This window comes from Dyella sp., assembly GCF_051954575.1.
Lineage (GTDB): Bacteria > Pseudomonadota > Gammaproteobacteria > Xanthomonadales > Rhodanobacteraceae > Dyella_B.
In genome coordinates this window covers 15669-33526 of record NZ_JBQCHP010000146.1, presented here as the reverse complement: position 1 = coordinate 33526, position 17858 = coordinate 15669, and the positions used below count along the sequence as shown (strand labels likewise).

19 protein-coding genes are annotated in these 17858 nt (G+C 64.6%); 9 read left to right on the top strand and 10 right to left on the bottom strand.

Features of this window, described 5'->3' with window-relative positions; all coding sequences use genetic code 11:
- The first annotated feature begins 33 nt into the window (after nucleotides 1-33).
- From ACTHNE_RS18285 to ACTHNE_RS18270, 4 genes are all read left to right on the top strand, one after another.
- Nucleotides 34-924: a thiol:disulfide interchange protein DsbA/DsbL gene (locus ACTHNE_RS18285; RefSeq protein ID WP_440269977.1), complete on the top strand. Its 891-nt coding sequence runs from the start codon at nucleotides 34-36 to the stop codon at nucleotides 922-924.
- A 92-nt stretch (nucleotides 925-1016) separates the two neighbouring features.
- Nucleotides 1017-1667: a thiol:disulfide interchange protein DsbA/DsbL gene (locus tag ACTHNE_RS18280; protein ID WP_324940074.1), complete on the top strand. Its 651-nt coding sequence runs from the start codon at nucleotides 1017-1019 to the stop codon at nucleotides 1665-1667.
- Between the two features lie 118 nt (nucleotides 1668-1785).
- Nucleotides 1786-2562 carry an endonuclease/exonuclease/phosphatase family protein gene (locus ACTHNE_RS18275; RefSeq protein ID WP_324940077.1) on the top strand — a complete coding sequence of 259 codons (777 nt, stop codon included), beginning with the start codon at nucleotides 1786-1788 and terminating at the stop codon, nucleotides 2560-2562.
- Nucleotides 2559-2984, top strand: a complete 426-nt coding sequence (locus ACTHNE_RS18270) for a hypothetical protein (protein ID WP_324940080.1) — start codon at nucleotides 2559-2561, stop codon at nucleotides 2982-2984. Before ACTHNE_RS18275 ends, ACTHNE_RS18270 begins: the two co-directional genes overlap by 4 nt.
- On the opposite strand, the gene ACTHNE_RS18265 is transcribed toward ACTHNE_RS18270, so the two are convergent.
- Nucleotides 2895-4493 carry a glycoside hydrolase family 17 protein gene (locus tag ACTHNE_RS18265; protein ID WP_440269976.1) on the bottom strand — a complete coding sequence of 533 codons (1599 nt, stop codon included), beginning with the start codon at nucleotides 4491-4493 and terminating at the stop codon, nucleotides 2895-2897. The two genes, ACTHNE_RS18270 and ACTHNE_RS18265, sit on opposite strands and share 90 nt — an antisense overlap.
- Nucleotides 4494-4671: 178 nt before the next feature.
- Between ACTHNE_RS18265 and ACTHNE_RS18260 the strand changes: the two genes are divergently transcribed.
- From ACTHNE_RS18260 to ACTHNE_RS18250, 3 genes are all read left to right on the top strand, one after another.
- Nucleotides 4672-6744 carry a transglycosylase SLT domain-containing protein gene (locus ACTHNE_RS18260; protein WP_324940085.1) on the top strand — a complete coding sequence of 691 codons (2073 nt, stop codon included), beginning with the start codon at nucleotides 4672-4674 and terminating at the stop codon, nucleotides 6742-6744.
- A 279-nt stretch (nucleotides 6745-7023) separates the two neighbouring features.
- A complete protein-coding gene (locus ACTHNE_RS18255) occupies nucleotides 7024-8250 on the top strand; it encodes a multifunctional CCA addition/repair protein (protein ID WP_324940088.1) in 1227 nt (408 codons plus the stop codon).
- A gap of 199 nt (nucleotides 8251-8449) precedes the next feature.
- Nucleotides 8450-8803 carry a hypothetical protein gene (locus tag ACTHNE_RS18250; protein WP_440269975.1) on the top strand — a complete coding sequence of 118 codons (354 nt, stop codon included), beginning with the start codon at nucleotides 8450-8452 and terminating at the stop codon, nucleotides 8801-8803.
- A gap of 1 nt (nucleotide 8804) precedes the next feature.
- Here the strand turns inward: ACTHNE_RS18250 and ACTHNE_RS18245 are convergent, their stop codons facing one another.
- From ACTHNE_RS18245 to ACTHNE_RS18225, 5 genes are all read right to left on the bottom strand, one after another.
- Complete coding sequence (locus tag ACTHNE_RS18245; protein WP_440269974.1) at nucleotides 8805-10013, bottom strand: class I SAM-dependent methyltransferase; 1209 nt, start codon at nucleotides 10011-10013, stop codon at nucleotides 8805-8807.
- Complete coding sequence (gene tatC, locus ACTHNE_RS18240; protein ID WP_324940097.1) at nucleotides 10010-10771, bottom strand: twin-arginine translocase subunit TatC; 762 nt, start codon at nucleotides 10769-10771, stop codon at nucleotides 10010-10012. The genes ACTHNE_RS18245 and tatC overlap by 4 nt, the downstream gene beginning before the upstream one ends.
- The gene (gene tatB / locus ACTHNE_RS18235; protein WP_324940099.1) at nucleotides 10758-11120 is read right to left on the bottom strand and encodes a Sec-independent protein translocase protein TatB; all 363 of its coding nucleotides are present in this window, start codon (nucleotides 11118-11120) and stop codon (nucleotides 10758-10760) included. Before tatB ends, tatC begins: the two co-directional genes overlap by 14 nt.
- An 18-nt stretch (nucleotides 11121-11138) precedes the next feature.
- Nucleotides 11139-11381, bottom strand: coding sequence for a Sec-independent protein translocase subunit TatA (gene tatA, locus ACTHNE_RS18230; RefSeq protein WP_324940103.1), 243 nt, complete (start codon nucleotides 11379-11381; stop codon nucleotides 11139-11141).
- A gap of 61 nt (nucleotides 11382-11442) precedes the next feature.
- Nucleotides 11443-12129 carry a lipid-binding SYLF domain-containing protein gene (locus ACTHNE_RS18225; RefSeq protein WP_324940106.1) on the bottom strand — a complete coding sequence of 229 codons (687 nt, stop codon included), beginning with the start codon at nucleotides 12127-12129 and terminating at the stop codon, nucleotides 11443-11445.
- Between the two features lie 106 nt (nucleotides 12130-12235).
- Between ACTHNE_RS18225 and hemH the strand changes: the two genes are divergently transcribed.
- Together hemH and ACTHNE_RS18215 are read left to right on the top strand one after the other, a co-directional pair.
- Complete coding sequence (hemH, locus tag ACTHNE_RS18220; protein ID WP_324940109.1) at nucleotides 12236-13291, top strand: ferrochelatase; 1056 nt, start codon at nucleotides 12236-12238, stop codon at nucleotides 13289-13291.
- Complete coding sequence (locus ACTHNE_RS18215; protein WP_324940113.1) at nucleotides 13267-14136, top strand: alpha/beta fold hydrolase; 870 nt, start codon at nucleotides 13267-13269, stop codon at nucleotides 14134-14136. Before hemH ends, ACTHNE_RS18215 begins: the two co-directional genes overlap by 25 nt.
- Before the next feature lie 14 nt (nucleotides 14137-14150).
- On the opposite strand, the gene ACTHNE_RS18210 is transcribed toward ACTHNE_RS18215, so the two are convergent.
- The 4 genes from ACTHNE_RS18210 to ACTHNE_RS18195 are packed head-to-tail and all read right to left on the bottom strand — an operon-like array spanning nucleotide 14151 to nucleotide 17839.
- Nucleotides 14151-15326: an ABC transporter permease gene (locus ACTHNE_RS18210; protein ID WP_440269973.1), complete on the bottom strand. Its 1176-nt coding sequence runs from the start codon at nucleotides 15324-15326 to the stop codon at nucleotides 14151-14153.
- Nucleotides 15323-16057: an ABC transporter ATP-binding protein gene (locus ACTHNE_RS18205; protein WP_440269972.1), complete on the bottom strand. Its 735-nt coding sequence runs from the start codon at nucleotides 16055-16057 to the stop codon at nucleotides 15323-15325. Before ACTHNE_RS18205 ends, ACTHNE_RS18210 begins: the two co-directional genes overlap by 4 nt.
- On the bottom strand, nucleotides 16054-17634 hold the full coding sequence (locus ACTHNE_RS18200; RefSeq protein ID WP_440269971.1) for an alpha/beta fold hydrolase: 1581 nt from the start codon (nucleotides 17632-17634) through the stop codon (nucleotides 16054-16056). The genes ACTHNE_RS18205 and ACTHNE_RS18200 overlap by 4 nt, the downstream gene beginning before the upstream one ends.
- A 7-nt stretch (nucleotides 17635-17641) precedes the next feature.
- Entirely contained in the window at nucleotides 17642-17839 is a 198-nt protein-coding gene (locus tag ACTHNE_RS18195; RefSeq protein ID WP_324940125.1) for a helix-turn-helix transcriptional regulator, read from the bottom strand.
- Nucleotides 17840-17858: the final 19 nt, after the last annotated feature.

Here is a 17858-nt window from a genome sequence, read left to right as displayed (position 1 = left end):
CTCTCCCTTGTTTGATCGATTTTGAGGCCAGCCATGCTGAAGCGTTTGTCCTTTCTTTGCGCGGCGCTGATTGCGCTCGCTGCCTGCAGCCATAACGGTTCCGACAGCTCGGCGCCGCAACCGGCTCCGGCACAGACATCCGCGCCCGCCGCGCCGGCGTCCGCCACCAAGCCGGCCCCGGCCAGCACGGTGCAAGCCCCGGCCGCGGGCTCCACTGCCGCCGCTTCGGCCAGCACCGCCGCCGCACCGGCTGCTGCATCCACCGCCGCGGCCGCTACGCAAAAGCCCACGCAACCCTTCGTCGACAACGGCAAGTGGGTGGAGGGCAAGAACTACTTCACCATCGAGCCGCAGCAGCCCACCGGCAATCCGGACAAGATCGCGGTGACCGAGGCGTTCTCCTACGCCTGCCCGGCCTGCAATGCGTTCCACACTACCGCCGACCAGATCGAGAAGAGCCTGCCGTCGAATGCTGTAATGACCTATCTGCCGGTATCGTTCCGTCCGGACGAAAACTTCCCGCTGTTCCAGCGCGCCTACTACGCCGCCAAGGCGCTCGGCGTGGCCGAGAAGGCGCATGACGCCATCTACGACGCGGTGTGGAAAACCGGCGAGCTGGCCTCCGACGATCTCACCACCGGCCGTCCTAAGCCGCAGTCGGCGTGGCCGACGATCGACGACGTCGCGAAGTTCTACGCAAAGTATGGCGTCGATCCCAAGCAGTTCGTGGCAGTGGCCAATTCCTTCAGCGTCAACACGCAGATGAAGCGCGCCGATGACATGGTCAAGGCGTATGGCGTGGATGGCACGCCCAGCATCATCGTCAACGGCAAGTACCGCTTCACCCCCGGCAGCGCCGGCGGTTACGCGCAATCGATCGAGCTGACCCAATGGCTGATCGCCAAGGAAGCGGCCGGCAAGTAAGCCCAAGCTCGCACAGCGCCCGGTTCGCCGGGCGCTTTTTTTTCTGATCTGAAAGAATAGGCAAAGACCTTCGTCATTGCGCAGGAAGACCGATGTTCAAGACCGCCCGACTCCGCTTCGCCGCCATGCTCTGCGGCTTATTGCTGACCACCGCCTGCAGCGCCGCCGGCCCCGACGCCGCGCAGTTCACCGACGGCAACCAGTACGTGACCCTGTCGGCGCCTTATCAGCGCGACAGCAGCAGCGGCAAGGTTGAAGTAGTGGAAGTGTTTTCCTACGCGTGCATCCACTGCGCCGAGTTCTCCACCTATGTGGACGACCTGCGCAAGTCGCTGCCCAAGGGCGTGGAGCTCAAGCTGGTGCCAGCGGCGTTCAACGACAGCTGGATGCCGTTCGCACGCGCCTACTACGCGGCCAAGAAACTGGGCATCCTGGAGCAGACCCACGACGAGCTGTTCAAGGCCAAGTTCAAGGAGCAATACCCGATCAACTCGATGGACGAGATCGCCGATTTCTACGCGCACCACGGCGCCAACCGCGAGCAGTTCCTGAAGATCGCCAACTCGCCCGAAGTGGATGCGCAGATCAAGAAGGACTTCGCGCTGATCCAGGGCTGGGGCGTGGACGGTACGCCGACCATCGTGGTCGACGGCAAATACCGCAGCGCCAACATCAAGAACTTCCCCGAGCTGGTCGAGCTCACCAAATGGCTGGTGCGCAAAGAACTGGGCGCCAAGCAGTGAGTTCTGCGGATGCTCCGGCGCCCGCCCGGAGCATCCTTCCCATGCGGCTTTCACAATAGTCGCATCGAGAACCTTTAGGATGCTCCGGTCTCTTGAGAGCCTCCCCGACGCTGGATCCATGTCCTCCGCCACGCACCAACGTCTGCGCCTGCTGAGCTGCAATATCCTGGCGGGGGCCAGCGTGCAACGTTACCGGCAGTACGTCACGCGCAGCATCAACGCGGTGCTGCCGGGACGCAGCAAGCTGGACAACCTCGATCGCCTGGCCGAGCTGCTGCCACAATTCGACGTGGTCGGCCTGCAGGAGGCCGATGCCGGCAGCCTGCGTTCGGGCTTTCTCAACCAGACGCGCTACCTGGCCGAAACCGCGGGCATGCCGTTCTGGAGCCATCAGCCGAACCGGCCGCTCGCGCAGCTTTCGCATACCGCCAACGGCCTGATCTGCCGGCTGGAACCGCAGCGCGTGATCGACTATCCCCTGCCCAGCCGCATTCCCGGACGCGGCGCCCTGCTGGCGCACTTCGGCGACGACGCGCACGGCCTGGCGGTGGTGGTGGCGCATCTTTCGCTCAGCGCGCAGGCGCGCGCCAAGCAACTGGCCTTCATCGCCGAAGTGCTGCAGGATCATCCGCACGCGGTGCTGATGGGCGATCTGAACACCGATCCGCACAGTCCGGAAATGCGCCACCTGTTCGCGCATTCGAGCCTGCAGGAACCGGAGCAATCGGTGCCGACGTTTCCGAGCTGGAAACCGCGGCGCGCACTCGACCATATCCTGGTGTCATCGGATCTGCGCATCGAAAAAATGTGGACACTGCCGCAAGCGTTCTCCGATCATCTGTCGCTGGCTGCGGAAATCCAGCTCCCCTCCGCTTCGATCAGAAAACATCCATGACCGCACGAAAACGCTTGGTTCCGATCGTCCTGCCATGGTTGCTGATCGTCGTGGTCGGCGCACTGGCCGCGTGGCTGCGCTACGGCTTCATCGAACCGCCCGCGTTCGGACATGCGTGCGACGACGGCAATGCACCCAGCTGGTGCTGGGCGCGTCAGCTGGTGGTGATCGGCTTCAACACCTACGGCTATGGCATCGCCGCGATCATCGTTACGGTGCTGGCGCTGATCGCCAAAAAGCCGTGGCTTGCCGCATCGGCGGCGGCGCTCGGTGTGTTCGCGTTGACCTTGTACTGCTATGACGCCGGTGCGGTGGCCTTGCTTATCGGCAGCCTACGCCTGCTGCGACTGCAGGCGAGCCGCATGCCAGCGCCACGCCACCCAGATCGGCACGGCGATCGCCAGGTTCAACCCCAGCCATAACCAGGTCACCTTGCTCATGCCGGCTTCGTCCACGATCGGCACGATCGCGAGCAAGGGGCCCACGCACGCCATGAAACGCTGCTCGGCCGAAGGCATGGACCGCTCATGCGTCAGCAGGCCGAACACGCCATAGGCGATGCACGGCAGCAGGAACAAGCCCATCGGAAAATCCATGTAGCGGCCGTCGAACGCCAGCAGGATGTCGTACAGCACCAGCGCGAACAGCGCGCCGAAGCGCCACCATTGCGCGGGTTCGGAGTGGTCATGATGATCGGCCAGGTGCGCGGCGATGCGGCGCGCCAGTGCGATGGCGATGGCGAGTGCGCCGGCCAGGCATGCCGCCGAGAGCAGCCATTGCCACCATCCGTCGCATGCAAACAGCATCTGGCGCACCTGCCAGGCCGCGGACGTGCCGGCGGCAAAGCCCGCCAGCAGCAAGGCCGTCCATCCCCGGATGCCACGCCAACGACGCTGCCAAGTGCCGGCTACGGCAAACGCAAAGGCACACGCAACGCCAGACAACCAACCCAACCACCAGCGCGCCACTTCGGTGACCGGGCCGATCATCGGGAATTTCGGCTTCGCATCCGAATCGAAGATGCCCCAGTAACCGCCGACCGTTCCTTCCTGCGCGCGCTTCCATGGTTGATCGAAGGCCTCGATCACGTTGTACGCCATGTTCACGCCAGCGGCATAACGCAGGAACTCGCGCAGATAGAGCGCTTCATCGACCAGGCTCGGTTCGGCCGAGCGTCGCAGACGTCCCGCGCTGGGCCAGCCGGTCTCACCGATCATCAGCTGCTTGCCGGGAAACACATGCTGCATGTGCGCGTAGACGTCTTCCACGTGATGCACCGCATCGATGGCCGCCACTGGATGGTCTTCCCAGTACGGCAAGATGTGGATGGTGATGTAATCGACCACGCTCGCCATCTGCGGATAGCGCAGCCAGTTTTCCCACACGTCGGCATAGGTCACCGGAATCTCTTTCGGCACGGCCGCGCGCACGCGCTGGATGTATGCGGTCAACTGCCTGGGCGAAAGATCCCCGCGCAGCAGCACTTCGTTGCCGGCGATGATGCCGCGGATCGCCTTGGGATTCGCATTGGCGGTCGCGATCGCCTGCTCCACTTCCTTTTCGTTCTGCTTCGGCACACCGCCCAGCCAGATGCCCATCAACACCTGCATGTGATAGCGCGCAGCAATGGAAGGAACCGCCGCCAAGCCGTTGCCTTGCGAATAGGTGCGCACGCAGTCGAAGCGTTGCGACAGCGCGCGCAGATCTTCGTCGATCCGCTGCGGCGTCATCATGAAGTGAATGTCGTAAGGCGTTTCGCCCGGCTTGCGAAACGGCGCGTAAGACACGCAGGCAATCCGCGCGGAAGGCGCATCCGGCAGATCGACCGGCCGCCCGATCTGCCACCACCAAGCCAGTCCGGCCAAGGTGGCCAGGATCAACGCCAGCCAGGCGAGTCCGTAGTGGGCGGCGTTCTTGGACGGAGACGGCATGCGGGTCCTGTGGGCGTGCTGCGGTCGAAGCGCGGAAGCTTAGCAGCGGCGAACGTGGGGCAGCGCATCCGAACCGTCGCACCAAATACATCGCGCCGCCGGCGTGAAGGAACGTTCAGGACACGGCAAACCCATCCGCTACACTTGCCGCGGATTATCCGCAGGATCTGGAGCTTCCATGGCCTCGCTTGCCGTATCGCGCCTCGGCCGCTTTCTGTTTACCGCCCTTGCCGGCACGATGCTGGCCGGCACGGTCGCCGCGCAGTCCGACGACGCCACGCTTCAAGCGCAGCGCGCGGCCTTCAAGCAGGCTTACGCCGCCGCCAGCCAGGGCGGCGATAGCTGGCGTTCCCTCACCGGGAACCTGAAGAACTACCCGCTGTATCCTTATCTGCAGGCCGCCGCGCTGGAACACGATCTGCAGCAGGTCGATCGCGCCACCGTGGAAGCCTATCTGCGGCAATACCCCAACCTGATTCCGACCGGCGATCTGAAGCGCGATTTCCTGCAGGAACTGGCGCGCCGCCAGGATTGGAACGGCTTTCTTGCGATGTACCAGCCCGGCCTTGGCGACGCCCTGAGCTGCGCTGCGTTGCAGGCGAAACTCGCCAGCGGCGCACCGCTGGATTTCGAGCGCGACCTGGCTACGCTGTGGGCCGCGCCCGCCTTGCCTTCGGCCTGCGATCCGGTCTTGCAGGCCGCGCACGATCAGGGCCTGCTGACGCCGGCGCGCATCTGGACGCGCATCGACGCCGCCGTGGAAGCCGGCAAGCCCGGCACGATTTCCGGCATGGCCAGATGGCTGTCGCCGGAAGACGCGCAGGAGGCGCAGCGATTGGTGCTGGCCTTCAACGATCCGGCCGCGGCGGTCAACGCCGCTAAACAATGGCCCGACACACTGCGCACGCGCCAGGCTGCCGCACTTGCGCTGGTGCGCCTGGCGCGCCGCCAATCCGGCACGGCCGACAGCGCGTGGCAGGACCTGCAAGGCCGCTTCCGCTTTTCGCCCGAACAACGCGATCGCGTGTTGAACGCGCTGGCGCTTTTCCACGCCACGGATTTCGACGGCAACGCGCTCGCACGGCTCATCAACCTGCCCGCGTCCGCACAAACACCCATCAGCCGCGAATGGCGCGTGCGCGTGGCGCTGGCCGAACAGAACTGGCAAGCCGTGCTGGACGCCATCGCCGCCATGCCGGCGTCGCAGCAGCAGGACGACGAATGGCAATACTTCCGCGCCCGCGCGTTCGCCGAACTCGGCCGCAGCGACGAAGCACAGCGCGTGTTTGCCGAGGTCGCCAGGCAATCGAGCTATTTCGGCTACCTGGCGGCCGATCGCCAGGATGCGCCGTACGCGCTGTGCAGCACCCAGCTGCCTGCCGATTCGCAGGTACAGCAAGCAGTGCTGGCCATCCCCGGCGTCCAGCGCGCGTTCGAACTGTTTGCCGTGGGCATGCTGAAACCCGCGCGCCGCGAATGGACCCAGGCGCTGGCCGACGCCGATGCGTCGACGATTCGCCAGGCGGTGATCCTCGCCAACGCGCGCGGCTGGTATGACCGGGCCGTGTTCGCCTTCAACAAGGGCGACGCCCTGCATTTTTATACACTGCGTTTTCCGCTCGCCAGCCAGGATGGCCTGGTGCCGCAAGCGCAGCAGGCGGGCATCGATCCGTCTTGGGCATACGGCATCTTGCGTGTGGAAAGCGCCTGGATGACCGACGCGCAATCCGGCGCCGATGCGCGCGGCCTCATGCAACTGGTGCCCAGCACCGCCGCCAGCGTGGCACGCCGCAACGGGCTTGCATGGAACGGCGGCGACAGCCTGTACGATCCGGCCGTCAATATCGAACTGGGTACGCGCTACCTGTCGCAGTTGGCCGATCGCTTCGACGGTTCGACCTGGCTTGCCAGCGCCGCCTACAACGCGGGCGCGGCGCGCGTGGGTCAATGGGTGGACGCGCGCAGCAAACTGCCGCCCGATCTTTTCGTCGCCACCATGCCGTTCAAGGAAACCCGCGAATACGTGGCGCGCGTGATGTACTACAGCGCGATCTACGACTGGCGCCTGCATGGCACGGCCGCGCCGGTTTCCACCCGCTTGACGCCGATCGGCCAGGTGTATAGCCGCGTGGATCCGCCCAAGGAGCGCAAGCAACTGACGTGTCCAGCGCCAACCGTAGCCGCCGCATCGTCCGTGCCGGCGCCGGCAACATCCACCGCGAACAAGCCCGTGAAGGACGCGATGCATTGACCACGTAGGTTGGGGTGCAAACTCCAACGTGGTCGTATGCATGGCCATGGCGATGTTGGGGTTTGCACCCCAACCTACAATCCAACGCCTGCTGGAGAATCTCTCCACGACTGCACAACGCTTCGTCATTTTTGGCGGAACTGCTTCGTCGGCCGTTATCTGATGCGTGGTTTGCTCAAGTCATGGCGCGCCAACGACGACTGGACGCGGCGCGGCAAAACCTTCCGTCATCACGGCGCATGAAAGCGGGTGCCAGGCGGGGCCATGGCACAATAAGGCATGCGTACTTACCTGGTCGGCGGCGCGGTCCGTGACAAATTGCTGGGACGTCCCGTAGTCGACCGCGACCACGTCGTGGTGGGCGCCCGCCCGGAGGACATGCTCTCGCGCGGCTACCGGCCGGTCGGCAAGGATTTCCCCGTGTTCCTGCATCCGGAAACCAGCGAGGAATACGCCCTCGCACGCACCGAGCGCAAATCCGGACGCGGCTATCACGGCTTCGTCGTCCACGCCGACCCGGGCGTGACGCTGGAACAGGATCTGGCCCGCCGCGACCTCACCATCAACGCCATCGCCGAAGACGAAGCAGGCCAGCTGGTCGATCCCTACGGCGGCGCGCGCGATATCGAACGGCGCCTGCTGCGCCACGTTTCCCCCGCGTTCGTGGAAGACCCGGTGCGGTTGCTGCGCGTGGCACGTTTCGCCGCGCGCTTCGCACCGCTCGGCTTCACCATCGCCGACGAAACCATGGCCTTGCTGCAACAGATGGTGCGCGATGGCGAAGTCGACCACCTCGTGCCCGAACGTGTGTGGGCCGAAACGCGCAAGGCTTTGGGCGAGGCGCAGCCATCGGCCTTTTTGCGCATATTGCGCGCATCCGGCGCATTGGCAGTGCTGTTCCCGGAAGTCGACGCGCTATACGGCATACCCCAACGCGCAGAATTCCACCCCGAGATCGACACCGGCATCCACCTGGAAATGGTGCTGGACGCCGCCGCCAAACTCGCCCCCGGCAACGACCTGGTCGGCTTCTGCGCCTTCACCCACGACCTCGGCAAGGCGCTCACGCCGAAGGAAGAACTGCCACGCCACATCGGCCACGAACACCGCGGCGTAAAACCCCTGCGCGCGCTCACGGCGCGTTTGAAAGTACCCACCGAGTACGCCGACCTGGCCGAACTGGTGTGTCGCGAGCATCTCAATGCGCATCGTGCCTTTGAACTCAAGCCCGCCACCATCCTGAAACTGCTGACTGCACTGGATGCATTGCGTCGCCCCGAACGCCTGCAAACCTTCCTGCTCGCCTGCACTGCCGACAAGCGTGGCCGCCTTGGTCACGAACAGGATGACTACCCGCAGGCCGCACTGCTGCAACGCGCACGTGACGCCGCCGCCACGATCACCTCCGCGCCCTTCGTAGCGCAAGGTTTGCAGGGACCGGCAATCGGAACGGCCATGGAAAAAGCGCGGGTGCAGGCGATTGGCGAAATCAACCCGAAAAATTGACCGTCTCTGGAACCAGGGAAGCTTCCGATGAGAACCCTCACTGCGCATGGCCAGGCATGGCGCCCCCTTGCCGCTGTTGCCGCATGCATTCTCATGTTTCATAGCCACTGATATTCAACCCTGGCTACCGCAGGCACGACGAGCTGCAATGGGCCTATTACGCAATGCAGCATCGGGGCGCTGCATTCGCCATTGGCTTATGGCGCGACGTGCATGCCTTTCAATACCGCCCGCTGACCTTTTCGCTGTGGATGCTGAGCTCACGCTGCTGCTATTTGGCAGCGCCGCGTTGGGGCCGGTGCTGATCGTGCAACCCGCGTCAATCTCATGCGCATCATCCACGGCGCTGGCGCAGGCACTGAAGAAAAGCCATGGACAACCGGTCGTGCTGAGCGTGAAGAACGAAAAAGATCGCTGGATCTACATACGAATGACTCACGACATTCCCGCCTACGACGGCGTAAAAATGGGCGAGAACGTCAAGCTTGCTGAAGGCAGTGATGCGGCCAACGATCAAGCACAGGAAGACGGATCGCTCAAACGCCTGCCTTGACCTAAAGCCGCCCACCCTGATCCGCAGCCAGCAGCTCCGCTGGCAACGGCAACGCCTGCAACCCACGCGCCAGCAACATGGCCTGGAAGCGTTCGCCCATCTGATCAGGCATGGTGAGTTTCTTGACCTGTTGCGCGAGGCGGTAACGATCCACGTCGTCGTCGGCCCGCTCGTAGGCGTGTTCGAACACATCCTGCAAACCGGCGGCGATCAGGAATTGCGCTTGCGAAAGATAGGCGGCGACGCCGAAACCGGCCTGGTTACCGGCTTCGGCCAGTGCGGTGAAATCGACCGAGGCGGTGAGGTCGTTGAGGCCGGGGAGATAGAGCGGGTCGCTGTGTGCGCGGTGGCGGTAGTGCGCCATCAGGGTGCCGTCCTGGCGTTCCGGCAGGTAGAACTCGCGGCGTACGTAGCCGTAGTCGATGAAGAGCATCACGCCAGCTTCGAGCGAGCCGGCGATGGCCTGCATCCAGTACGGCAGCTGCGGCAGGATTTCGGACCGGTAGCCTTCTTCGAATTCGCGCCCGAGATCGCGCTCGACGTGGCGCACCGCACCGGACACCAGCGCATCGGCGGGACGGTCGACGCGCAGCAGGCGCGCTTCGCCGTCGAGTGCGACGTGTTCTTCGTAGACCTCGCCATGGCGAATCACGAAGCGCGTGGTCGGCAACGCATCGATCACTTCATTGGCGAACAGCACGCCGCGCCAGTTTTCCTCTGGCGGGCGATCGATCCACGCGACGCGTGCCATCACTTCCGCAGGCAGCGATGCGCCAAGACGCTCGCGCTGGCGTTCGCGCAGGTCCGCACTGGGTTCCAGGAGCAGATAACGGCGCGGTAGCGTGCCGTTTTGCGCAAGCGCCAGCAACGCGGCTTCGGCGAATGCGCCGCTGCCGCCGCCCAGTTCCAGGAAATCCGCCTCGCTGCCCAGCATCGCCAGCACCGGTTGCACGGCATGGACGACGCAGCGCGCAAACAGATCACCCAGCTCCGGCGCAGTGATGAAATCGCCGGCCTCGCCGAACTTGGTCTTGCCCGCGCTGTAATAGCCCAGGCCGGGGGCGTACAGGCAGCGCTCCATGTATTGCGAAAACGGCATCGGGCCGCGTGCGGCGATCGTCTCGCGCAACTGCTGCAGCAAGCGTTCGGAATGGGCGAGCTCGTCGGCGGCCGGCTCGGGCAGGCGGGAAGTCTTGGAAGAACGCGTCATGGATGCGACGGTGCGTCGGCCGCATTCGGCTTCAGCAGCCAGCGCACGGCGAGTATGCCCACTTCGTAAAGCAGGCACATGGGAATGGCCAGCATGATCATCGAGGTGATGTCCGGCGGCGTGACCACGGCGGCGATCGCGAACGCGCCGACGATCGCGTAGCGCCGTCCCTTGCGTAGCTTGTCCAGATCGACGATACCCACGGCCGCCAGCACCACCACCGCCACCGGCACCTCGAAGCACAGGCCGAAGGCGAAGAACATCAGCATTACGAAATCCAGGTAATGCGTGATGTCAGTCATCATTTCCACGCCTTGCGGCGTCACCGCCGTGAGGAAGCGGAACGCCGCCGGCAGCACCAGGAAATATGCGAACGCGCAGCCGATGTAGAACAGGATCAGCGTAGCCACCAGCAGCGGCCGCGCCAGGCGTTTTTCATGTTTGTAGAGGCCGGGGCTGACGAACGCCCACAACTGGTACAGGATCACCGGCATGCTGATGAACAGCGCCGCGTAGAACGCGAGCTTGAGCGGCGTGATGAACGGGCTGGCCACTTCGGTGGCGATCAGGTGCGCGCCTTCGGGCAGGCGTGACACCAGCGGCGCGGCGAGCCAGGCGTAAAGACGATTGGCGAACGGTACCAGCGCGGCGAGCACGACGGCCAGCGCCAGGATCGCCTTGATCAGGCGCGAGCGCAGTTCCAGCAGATGTGAGAACAATCCTTGCTGAAGATCCGATTCGAGTTCAGGTTCCGCCATGGGGTGTTTCCTTGGTCGCGTCGGCGGAGGCGAGATCCTTCTGCACGTCTTCGATGCTGCTGCGCACGTCCGTGGCCGCCGCGGAAACCTGCTCGCGCGTATCGTGGGCGGCCTTGTTCATTTCCGCCTGCATCGCTTCGGCGCGCGCCGCCGCTTCACGCGCGGTGCGCTTGAGCTCCTCGATTTCCAGCTCGCGCTCCACTTCGGCGCGTACGCTTTCCCAGCCCATGCGCAGGCGGCGCATCAACGCGCCCGCGGTGCGGGCGGCTTGCGGAAGCTTCTCGGGGCCGAGCACGATCAGCGCGATCAGCGCCAGCAACACCAGCTTGCCGAGGCTGATCTCGATCATGCTGCCAATCCTGGGTGATTACTTCGATTCGCTGGAGTCGCGCTGCTTGCTGGTCGAGCCGCTGGCATCGGGGGCCGGGTCGGCCTGCAGCTTCTCCTGCGCCTTGCGCTTTTCCTCGTCCTCGTCACCCTGCATGGCCTTCTTGAAGCCGCGCACAGCGTTGCCGAGATCGGAGCCGACCCGCGTCAGTTTGCCGGTGCCGAACACCAGCAGAATGATGACGAGCAGGATCGCCCAATGCCAAATGCTGTCCAAACCCATGAGAACCTCGTTGCGGAACCTTGCCGTCTGCGCCCGGGGGAGGCGGGCGCCGGCGTCCGTATCAGCGGGAAGTGTACTCCTCCAGAGCATCCCGGAAGCGCACGACCGCCGCCGGAACCTTGCTCACCCCACCCTCGAAGATGCGCCGCGGGGTGATGCCCTGGCCATAAACCTGCGCATTGGCATCGTAATCGATCTTGATGACCGAACCATCCAGCGCCACGCCCGCAAACAGGCCGCGGGCGCGTGAGTAGGAGTAGATCTCCGCCTTCAGCTGCTGGTCGGTGGCGGCCGAGGCGGTGCGGCCTACCGGGCCCGCTGCCGCGGAGGCATCCGCGCCCACCGTGAACTTGCCGTTGACAATGCTATCCACGCCGCGCTGGGTGCGGAACACCAGCACCACGTCGGTCTTGGACACGCCGATCTGGAAGCCCACGCTGCCGCCTCCGAACGAGATGAAGCTGGGGTTGGACCAGGTGCCGTCGGGGTTCTTCACCGACACCAGGCCCTCGCCGCGGCGTCCGCCGAACACGAAGCCGACCTTGAGCACGTCGGGAATCACCGCGATGGCGCGGGCATTGCGCAAGAGATCGGTGGGAATGGACTTGTCCGGCGCTTGCTCGATCTCGTTGAGCACGCGCACGGCGGCTTGTGCACGCTGTTCCGGGGTATCGTCCGCGGCGTGCGCGGCGACGGCAGGCAGCAGCGCGAGGGCGACAAACGACAAACGACGCAGTGCTTTGAACATGGGTAGCTCCGGATTGCGGATGACTGGATCGTGATAGGGCGATGATACCGGCTCGGCACACAGTACTTATGGCAGACTGGATCGGCTATTCAGCCGCCACGCATCGATGCCACGCAACCACTACATCGGCCTTGCCGGACCATCCTACGACCAACCGGCTCAGGTTGGCGTCTTGCTCGTGAACCTTGGCACACCTGACGCGCCCACGGCGAGCGCGCTGCGTCCGTATCTGGCCCAATTCCTGGGTGATCCGCGTGTCATCGAATATCCGCGCTGGCTGTGGTGGCTGGTCTTGCACGGCGTCATCCTGCGCATCCGGCCGGCGCGTTCGGCGCATGCCTACGCGCGGATCTGGACTGCAGAAGGTTCTCCGTTGCGCGCCGGTTCCGAAAAATTGACGCTGGCCCTGCAGGACATCTTGCGTCGGCTCGTCAAAGGCCCCGTCCGCGTGGGCCTGGCCATGCGCTACGGCGCGCCATCGGTGCGTGAGCAGATCGAGCAGATGCAGCGCGAGGGCGTGCGCCGTCTGCTGGTGCTGCCGTTGTATCCGCAATATTCGGGCACCTCGACCGGCTCGGTGATCGATGCAGCCGCCGACGCGTTCAAGCAACTGCGCTGGCCGCCGGAGCTGCGCATCGTCAACGATTACCACGACGATCCCGGCCATATCGAAGCGCTGGCGCAGTCGATCGAACGCTGGTGGGCGCAGCATGGCCGTGGCGATACGCTGCTGTTGTCGTTCCATGGCATTCCGCAGCGCTATATCGATGCCGGCGATCCATACTTCCACCAATGCCACGTCACCGCGCGGAAACTGCGCGAGCGGCTGGAACTGGACGAATCGCGGCTGGTCGTAAGTTTTCAATCGCGCGTGGGACGCGAGCCCTGGCTGCAGCCGTACACGGATGAAACAGTGCGGCGGCTGGCGCGGGAAGGCATCAAGCGGCTGGATGTCGCCTGCCCCGGCTTCGCCGTGGATTGCCTGGAAACGCTGGAGGAAATCGCCATGCAGAACGACGAATTCTTCCGCGCGGCCGGTGGCGAAAGCCTGCGCTACATTCCGGCGCTCAACGACAGCGACGAGCAGGTCGCATCCCTCGCCGCACTGGTGCTGCGCCACACGCAGGGATGGCCCGAATGTTCGCCGCGCGAGAAGTCGTGATGCGCGCGCATGCGCCGCTCGAGCAACGCATCAGTCTGTCCGATCACCTCGTGCTGACCGCGCAGATCTGGGGCGACGCCGATGCGCCGCCGCTGCTGTCCCTGCACGGCTGGCTCGACAACGCCGGCAGCTTTGCCTTGCTGGCGCCGAAGCTCGCCGAACGCTTCCGCTTCATCGCGCTGGAATTGCCCGGACACGGACATTCCAGCCATCTGCCGGCCGGCATCAGCTATCACTACGTCGACTACGTCAGCGCGGTGGTCAGCGCAGCTGAGGCGCTGGGACTGGAACGCTACACCCTGCTCGGCCATTCGCTGGGCGCAGGCATCGCCTCGCTGGTGGCGGCCGCGACACCGCAGCGTATCGATCGTCTCTTTCTGATCGAAGGACTCGGCCCGTTGGGCGATGACGGCGCCAGTACCTTGCAGCGCTTTCGCGACGCCTATGCCGCGCCAACACCGAACGGCAAATCGCTGCGGGTGTTTGCAAGCGTGGAGCAGGCGATCAGCGCGCGCACGGTCGCCAGCGGCCTGCGTGCAGAGTTGGCGCGCCCGATCGTCGAGCGCGGGCTTGCCGCCGTCGACGGTGGCTATCGCTGGCGCAGCGATCCACGCCTGACGCGGCCCAGCGCCGTGCGCCTGGCCGAAGCGCAGATCCAGGCGCTTATCGCCGGCATCGAGGCACCTACCGCGCTATTGCTGGCCAGACCCGTGACGCCGTATTTGCCCAGCGCAATGATGGAAGCGCGCGCACGCAACGTGCCGCGCCTCATCACCACCCATATGGATGGCGGACATCACCTGCATCTGGAACATCCGGACAACGTTGCCGCATGGCTCTCGTAGCCCTGCATCCCAACCTACGCGGAAATGGCCAATCGCTCCGAGCGGTACACCCAAGTCGTGAGCCATCCCACCAGCACCGCCACCACCACACCCGCCACCACGACGTGCGTGAGCTGCAGCGCCGACACACCTTCCCCGCGCAGCAGGCGCATGATGCCCATCTGCTGGCCAAGCAACGGTACGTCGTACATCCAGTCGGCGATCTTGATCGGCATCACCGCCAACAGCATGGAAGGAATCACCGGCACCATCATCAGGATGCTCTGGTAGGTCTGTGCTTCGCGATAGCTTTTCGCAAATGCGGCGACCAGGGTTTGCAGCGCGGCCAGCAGCATCACCAACGGCAGCATCATCAACACCACGCGCCAGGCGAAGGAGAAGCCCAGGTCGATCACCATACCTAAGCGCTCGGCCGGTATCAGCCGGCCGCATACGGCGAACGCGATCACGCTGATAAACAAACTGGCCAGCGAGAACGCGCAGATGGCGGCCAGCTTGCCGAGCAGGATCTTCCAGCGCGAGACGGGATTGACGAACAGCGGCTCCAGCGACTGCCGCTCGCGCTCGCCTGCGGTGAGGTCGTTCGCCAATGACATACCGCCTACGAACACGGTGAGCACAAAGAAGTACGGCAGCAAGCCGAAGATCAAACTCGCGCGCGATTGCGGCGTGGACTGGTCGCGCTGATCGATCGAGATCGGCGCCATCATGGTGGGCGAAAGACCGCGCGCCACCAGCCGCATCACGCCCTGGCGGCGGCTGTAGTTCTCCAGCATCGAGCGCAGCCTTCCGATTGAGCCGCCGGTATCGCTCTGCGAGGAGTCGAAGATCAGTTCGACCTGCGAGGTTTCGCCCTTGCGCCAGGATTTGCCGAATCCTTCGGGAATGCGGAGCACCGCTTCGGCATCGCGGTTGCGCACCGCCATGTCGGGATCGGCGACGGGTGGCAACGGCACCAGGCCGTCCTGCTTGAGTGCGGCGATCAGGTTGGGCGCGTAGTGTGCACCAATCACCGGCACCCTGATCGGCTGGTCGGCCTTGTTCAACTCGCGCGTGAGCAGGCTGTTGGTGATCAGCATGAACACGAACGGCCCCAGCAACGGCCCGAAAATGAGCGCGCTGAGCACCGTGCGCCGGTCGCGCAGGTTTTCCTTCACTTCCTTGAAGAACACAGTGAGCGTGGTTCTCATGCCGCCAGCCCCTCTTCGCTGCCGATGATCTTCACGAAGGCGTCCTCGAGATTGGCTTCGCCGGTTTGCGCACGCAGCGCGTCGGGTGTTTCATCCGCCACCACGCGGCCGTGGGCGATCACCACGATGCGGTCGCACAATGCCGCCACCTCCTGCATGATGTGGCTGGAGAAGAGCACGCAACGCCCTTCGTCCTTCAGGCGATGCATGAAAGTGCGCATGCTGCGCGTGGCCATCACATCCAGGCCGTTGGTGGGTTCGTCCAGGATCACGTTCTTCGGATCGTGGACAAGCGCCCGCGCGATCGCGGTCTTCACGCGCTGGCCCTGCGAAAAGCCCTCGATGCGCCGGTCGGCGATATCGTCCATGCCCAACGCCTGGATCAATTGCTCGCGCCGCGCGCGGATCAACCGCTCGTCCATGCCTTGCAGGCGCGCGAAATAGTCGATGTTCTCGCGTGCGGTGAGGCGCTTGTAGAGGCCGCGGGCATCGGGCAGCACGCCAAGCCGGCGGCGCACGGCCTCGGCATCGCGCGCCGCATCGATGCCATCGACCAGCACCTGGCCGCGATCGGGTTGCATCAGCGTGTAAAGCATGCGCAAGGTGGTGGTCTTGCCGGCGCCGTTCGGGCCGAGCAGGCCGGTGATTTCGCCGTCACGCGCGGTGAAGCTCACGCCATCCACGGCTTTGACTTCGCCGAACTGCTTGTGCAGATCCTTCACTTCGATCATGGCGACGCTCCATTGAAATCGATGAATGCCGGCGTGCCGCCCAGCTTGTCCAGGCAGCGTGCATCGAGTTGCTTAGGATCGGGTTTATCGATGAATTTGCCGAGCAGTTGCGGCATGCAGCCACGGCTGAGCAGGGAGTGGCCTTGTCCCTTGAAAACCAGTTGCCTGGCGTCGGACAAACCGGGCAGGATCTGCTCGCCATAGCGCGGTGGCGTCACCGGATCGAGTTCGCCGGACAGCAGCAGGATCGGCTTGTCGCTTTTCAACGGCGCGTGGAAATCGGCCGGTCGCGTGCCATGCGGCCATACCTCGCACTGCGCTTTCAGTGCCTCGATGAGATGATTGCCGAGCATGGTGTTCTGATCCTGCGGCTGTGGCTGCAACAGGTCGGCGTCTTCGCTGCAGATCACGCTCATGGACATGCCGTTGTTCATGTCGCCGCTGAGGTCGCCGCTGAGAATCTTCGCCTGGCCCAGCAAAGGGCCCACATCGCCATGCGCAGCAGCGTTGATCGACAGCGGCAGCAGCGCGGCCGTTTCCGGCTGGTAGGCAAACATGCGCACCACGCTGGCGAGCGAAAATTCGCTCAAGGGGCGCACCACCGTTTCATAGGTTTCCGGATCGCGAAAGCTCACCTTGTGCGGGTTCGCGCGCAGGGCATCGCGCAGCTGGTACAGCGTCTGCATGGAATCGCCGAAGCGCTGCTTGCAGGCGGGCACGGCAGCGCAGTTGGCGAAATTCTTTTTCAGCGCATCGTCGAGATTGCGCGCGAAATCCTGGCCAAGCACCACCTGGTTGGGCACCACCGAATCGAGCACGACACTGCGCACGCTGTCCGGATAGTGCTTGAGATATTGCTGCGCCATGCGCGTGCCGTAGGACACGCCGACCAGGTCCAGTTGCGGCGAGCCCAGCGCCTTGCGCACGTCTTCCAGATCCTGCGCCGCGATGGTGGTGGTGTAGTAGCGCGGATCGGCCTTCTGCTTCACTTCGTCCAGGCACGCGGTGACGCTTTTGCGTACCTTGTCCAGGTCCAGCGTGATGGCGTTGTCTTCGGAGGAGGCTTGCTCCGCGCTCTTGCAGCTGAGCGGATTGGAGCCGCCCGTGCCGCGCTGATCCAGCAGCAATACATCGCGATGCTTGCGCACGGCGCCGAAGGCGGGGGCCACCAGCAGCCACGCCTCGGTCGCCGCTTCGCCGGGACCGCCCGCGAGCAAGGCCGCCATATCCGGCGCGGGCACTTGCGCTTCGCTGCGTGCAATCGCCAGTTTCAGGCCGATACGGCGGCTGTGCGGATCGTCTCGGTTCTCCGGCACCTCGAACGTGGCGCACCACGCCTGCGCCCGCGCGCCGCTGCCGGGACGGCTCAGTTCGCATGGCTTGAACGTGAGCGAGCCGCGCTGCCAGGTGCGTGGCGGCTGCGAGGGCTCCTTGGTTTCGGTTTGCGTGGTGATCGGCGCCACATCCGCCGCGGGCGTAGCGGGCGGCTCCGCGCGATGCCAATGCTGGTACGCCAGCACCCCCACCGCTGCGGCGACCACCACGATGCGAAAAACGGTTCTCGCCTTCAAGGCCATGTTTCCCTCACTCCTCTTCCGGCACAAAGATCATTTCGATCGGCATGCCGAACAGGCGTGCGATCTTGAAGGCCAACGGCAGACTGGGATCGTATTTTCCGGTCTCGATGGCGTTGATGGTTTGTCGCGATACATCCAGTTGCTGCGCAAGCTCGGCCTGCGACCAGCCGCGTTCGGCGCGCAATTCGCGGATCAGGTTGTTCATGATGCCCGCAACGTTCCCG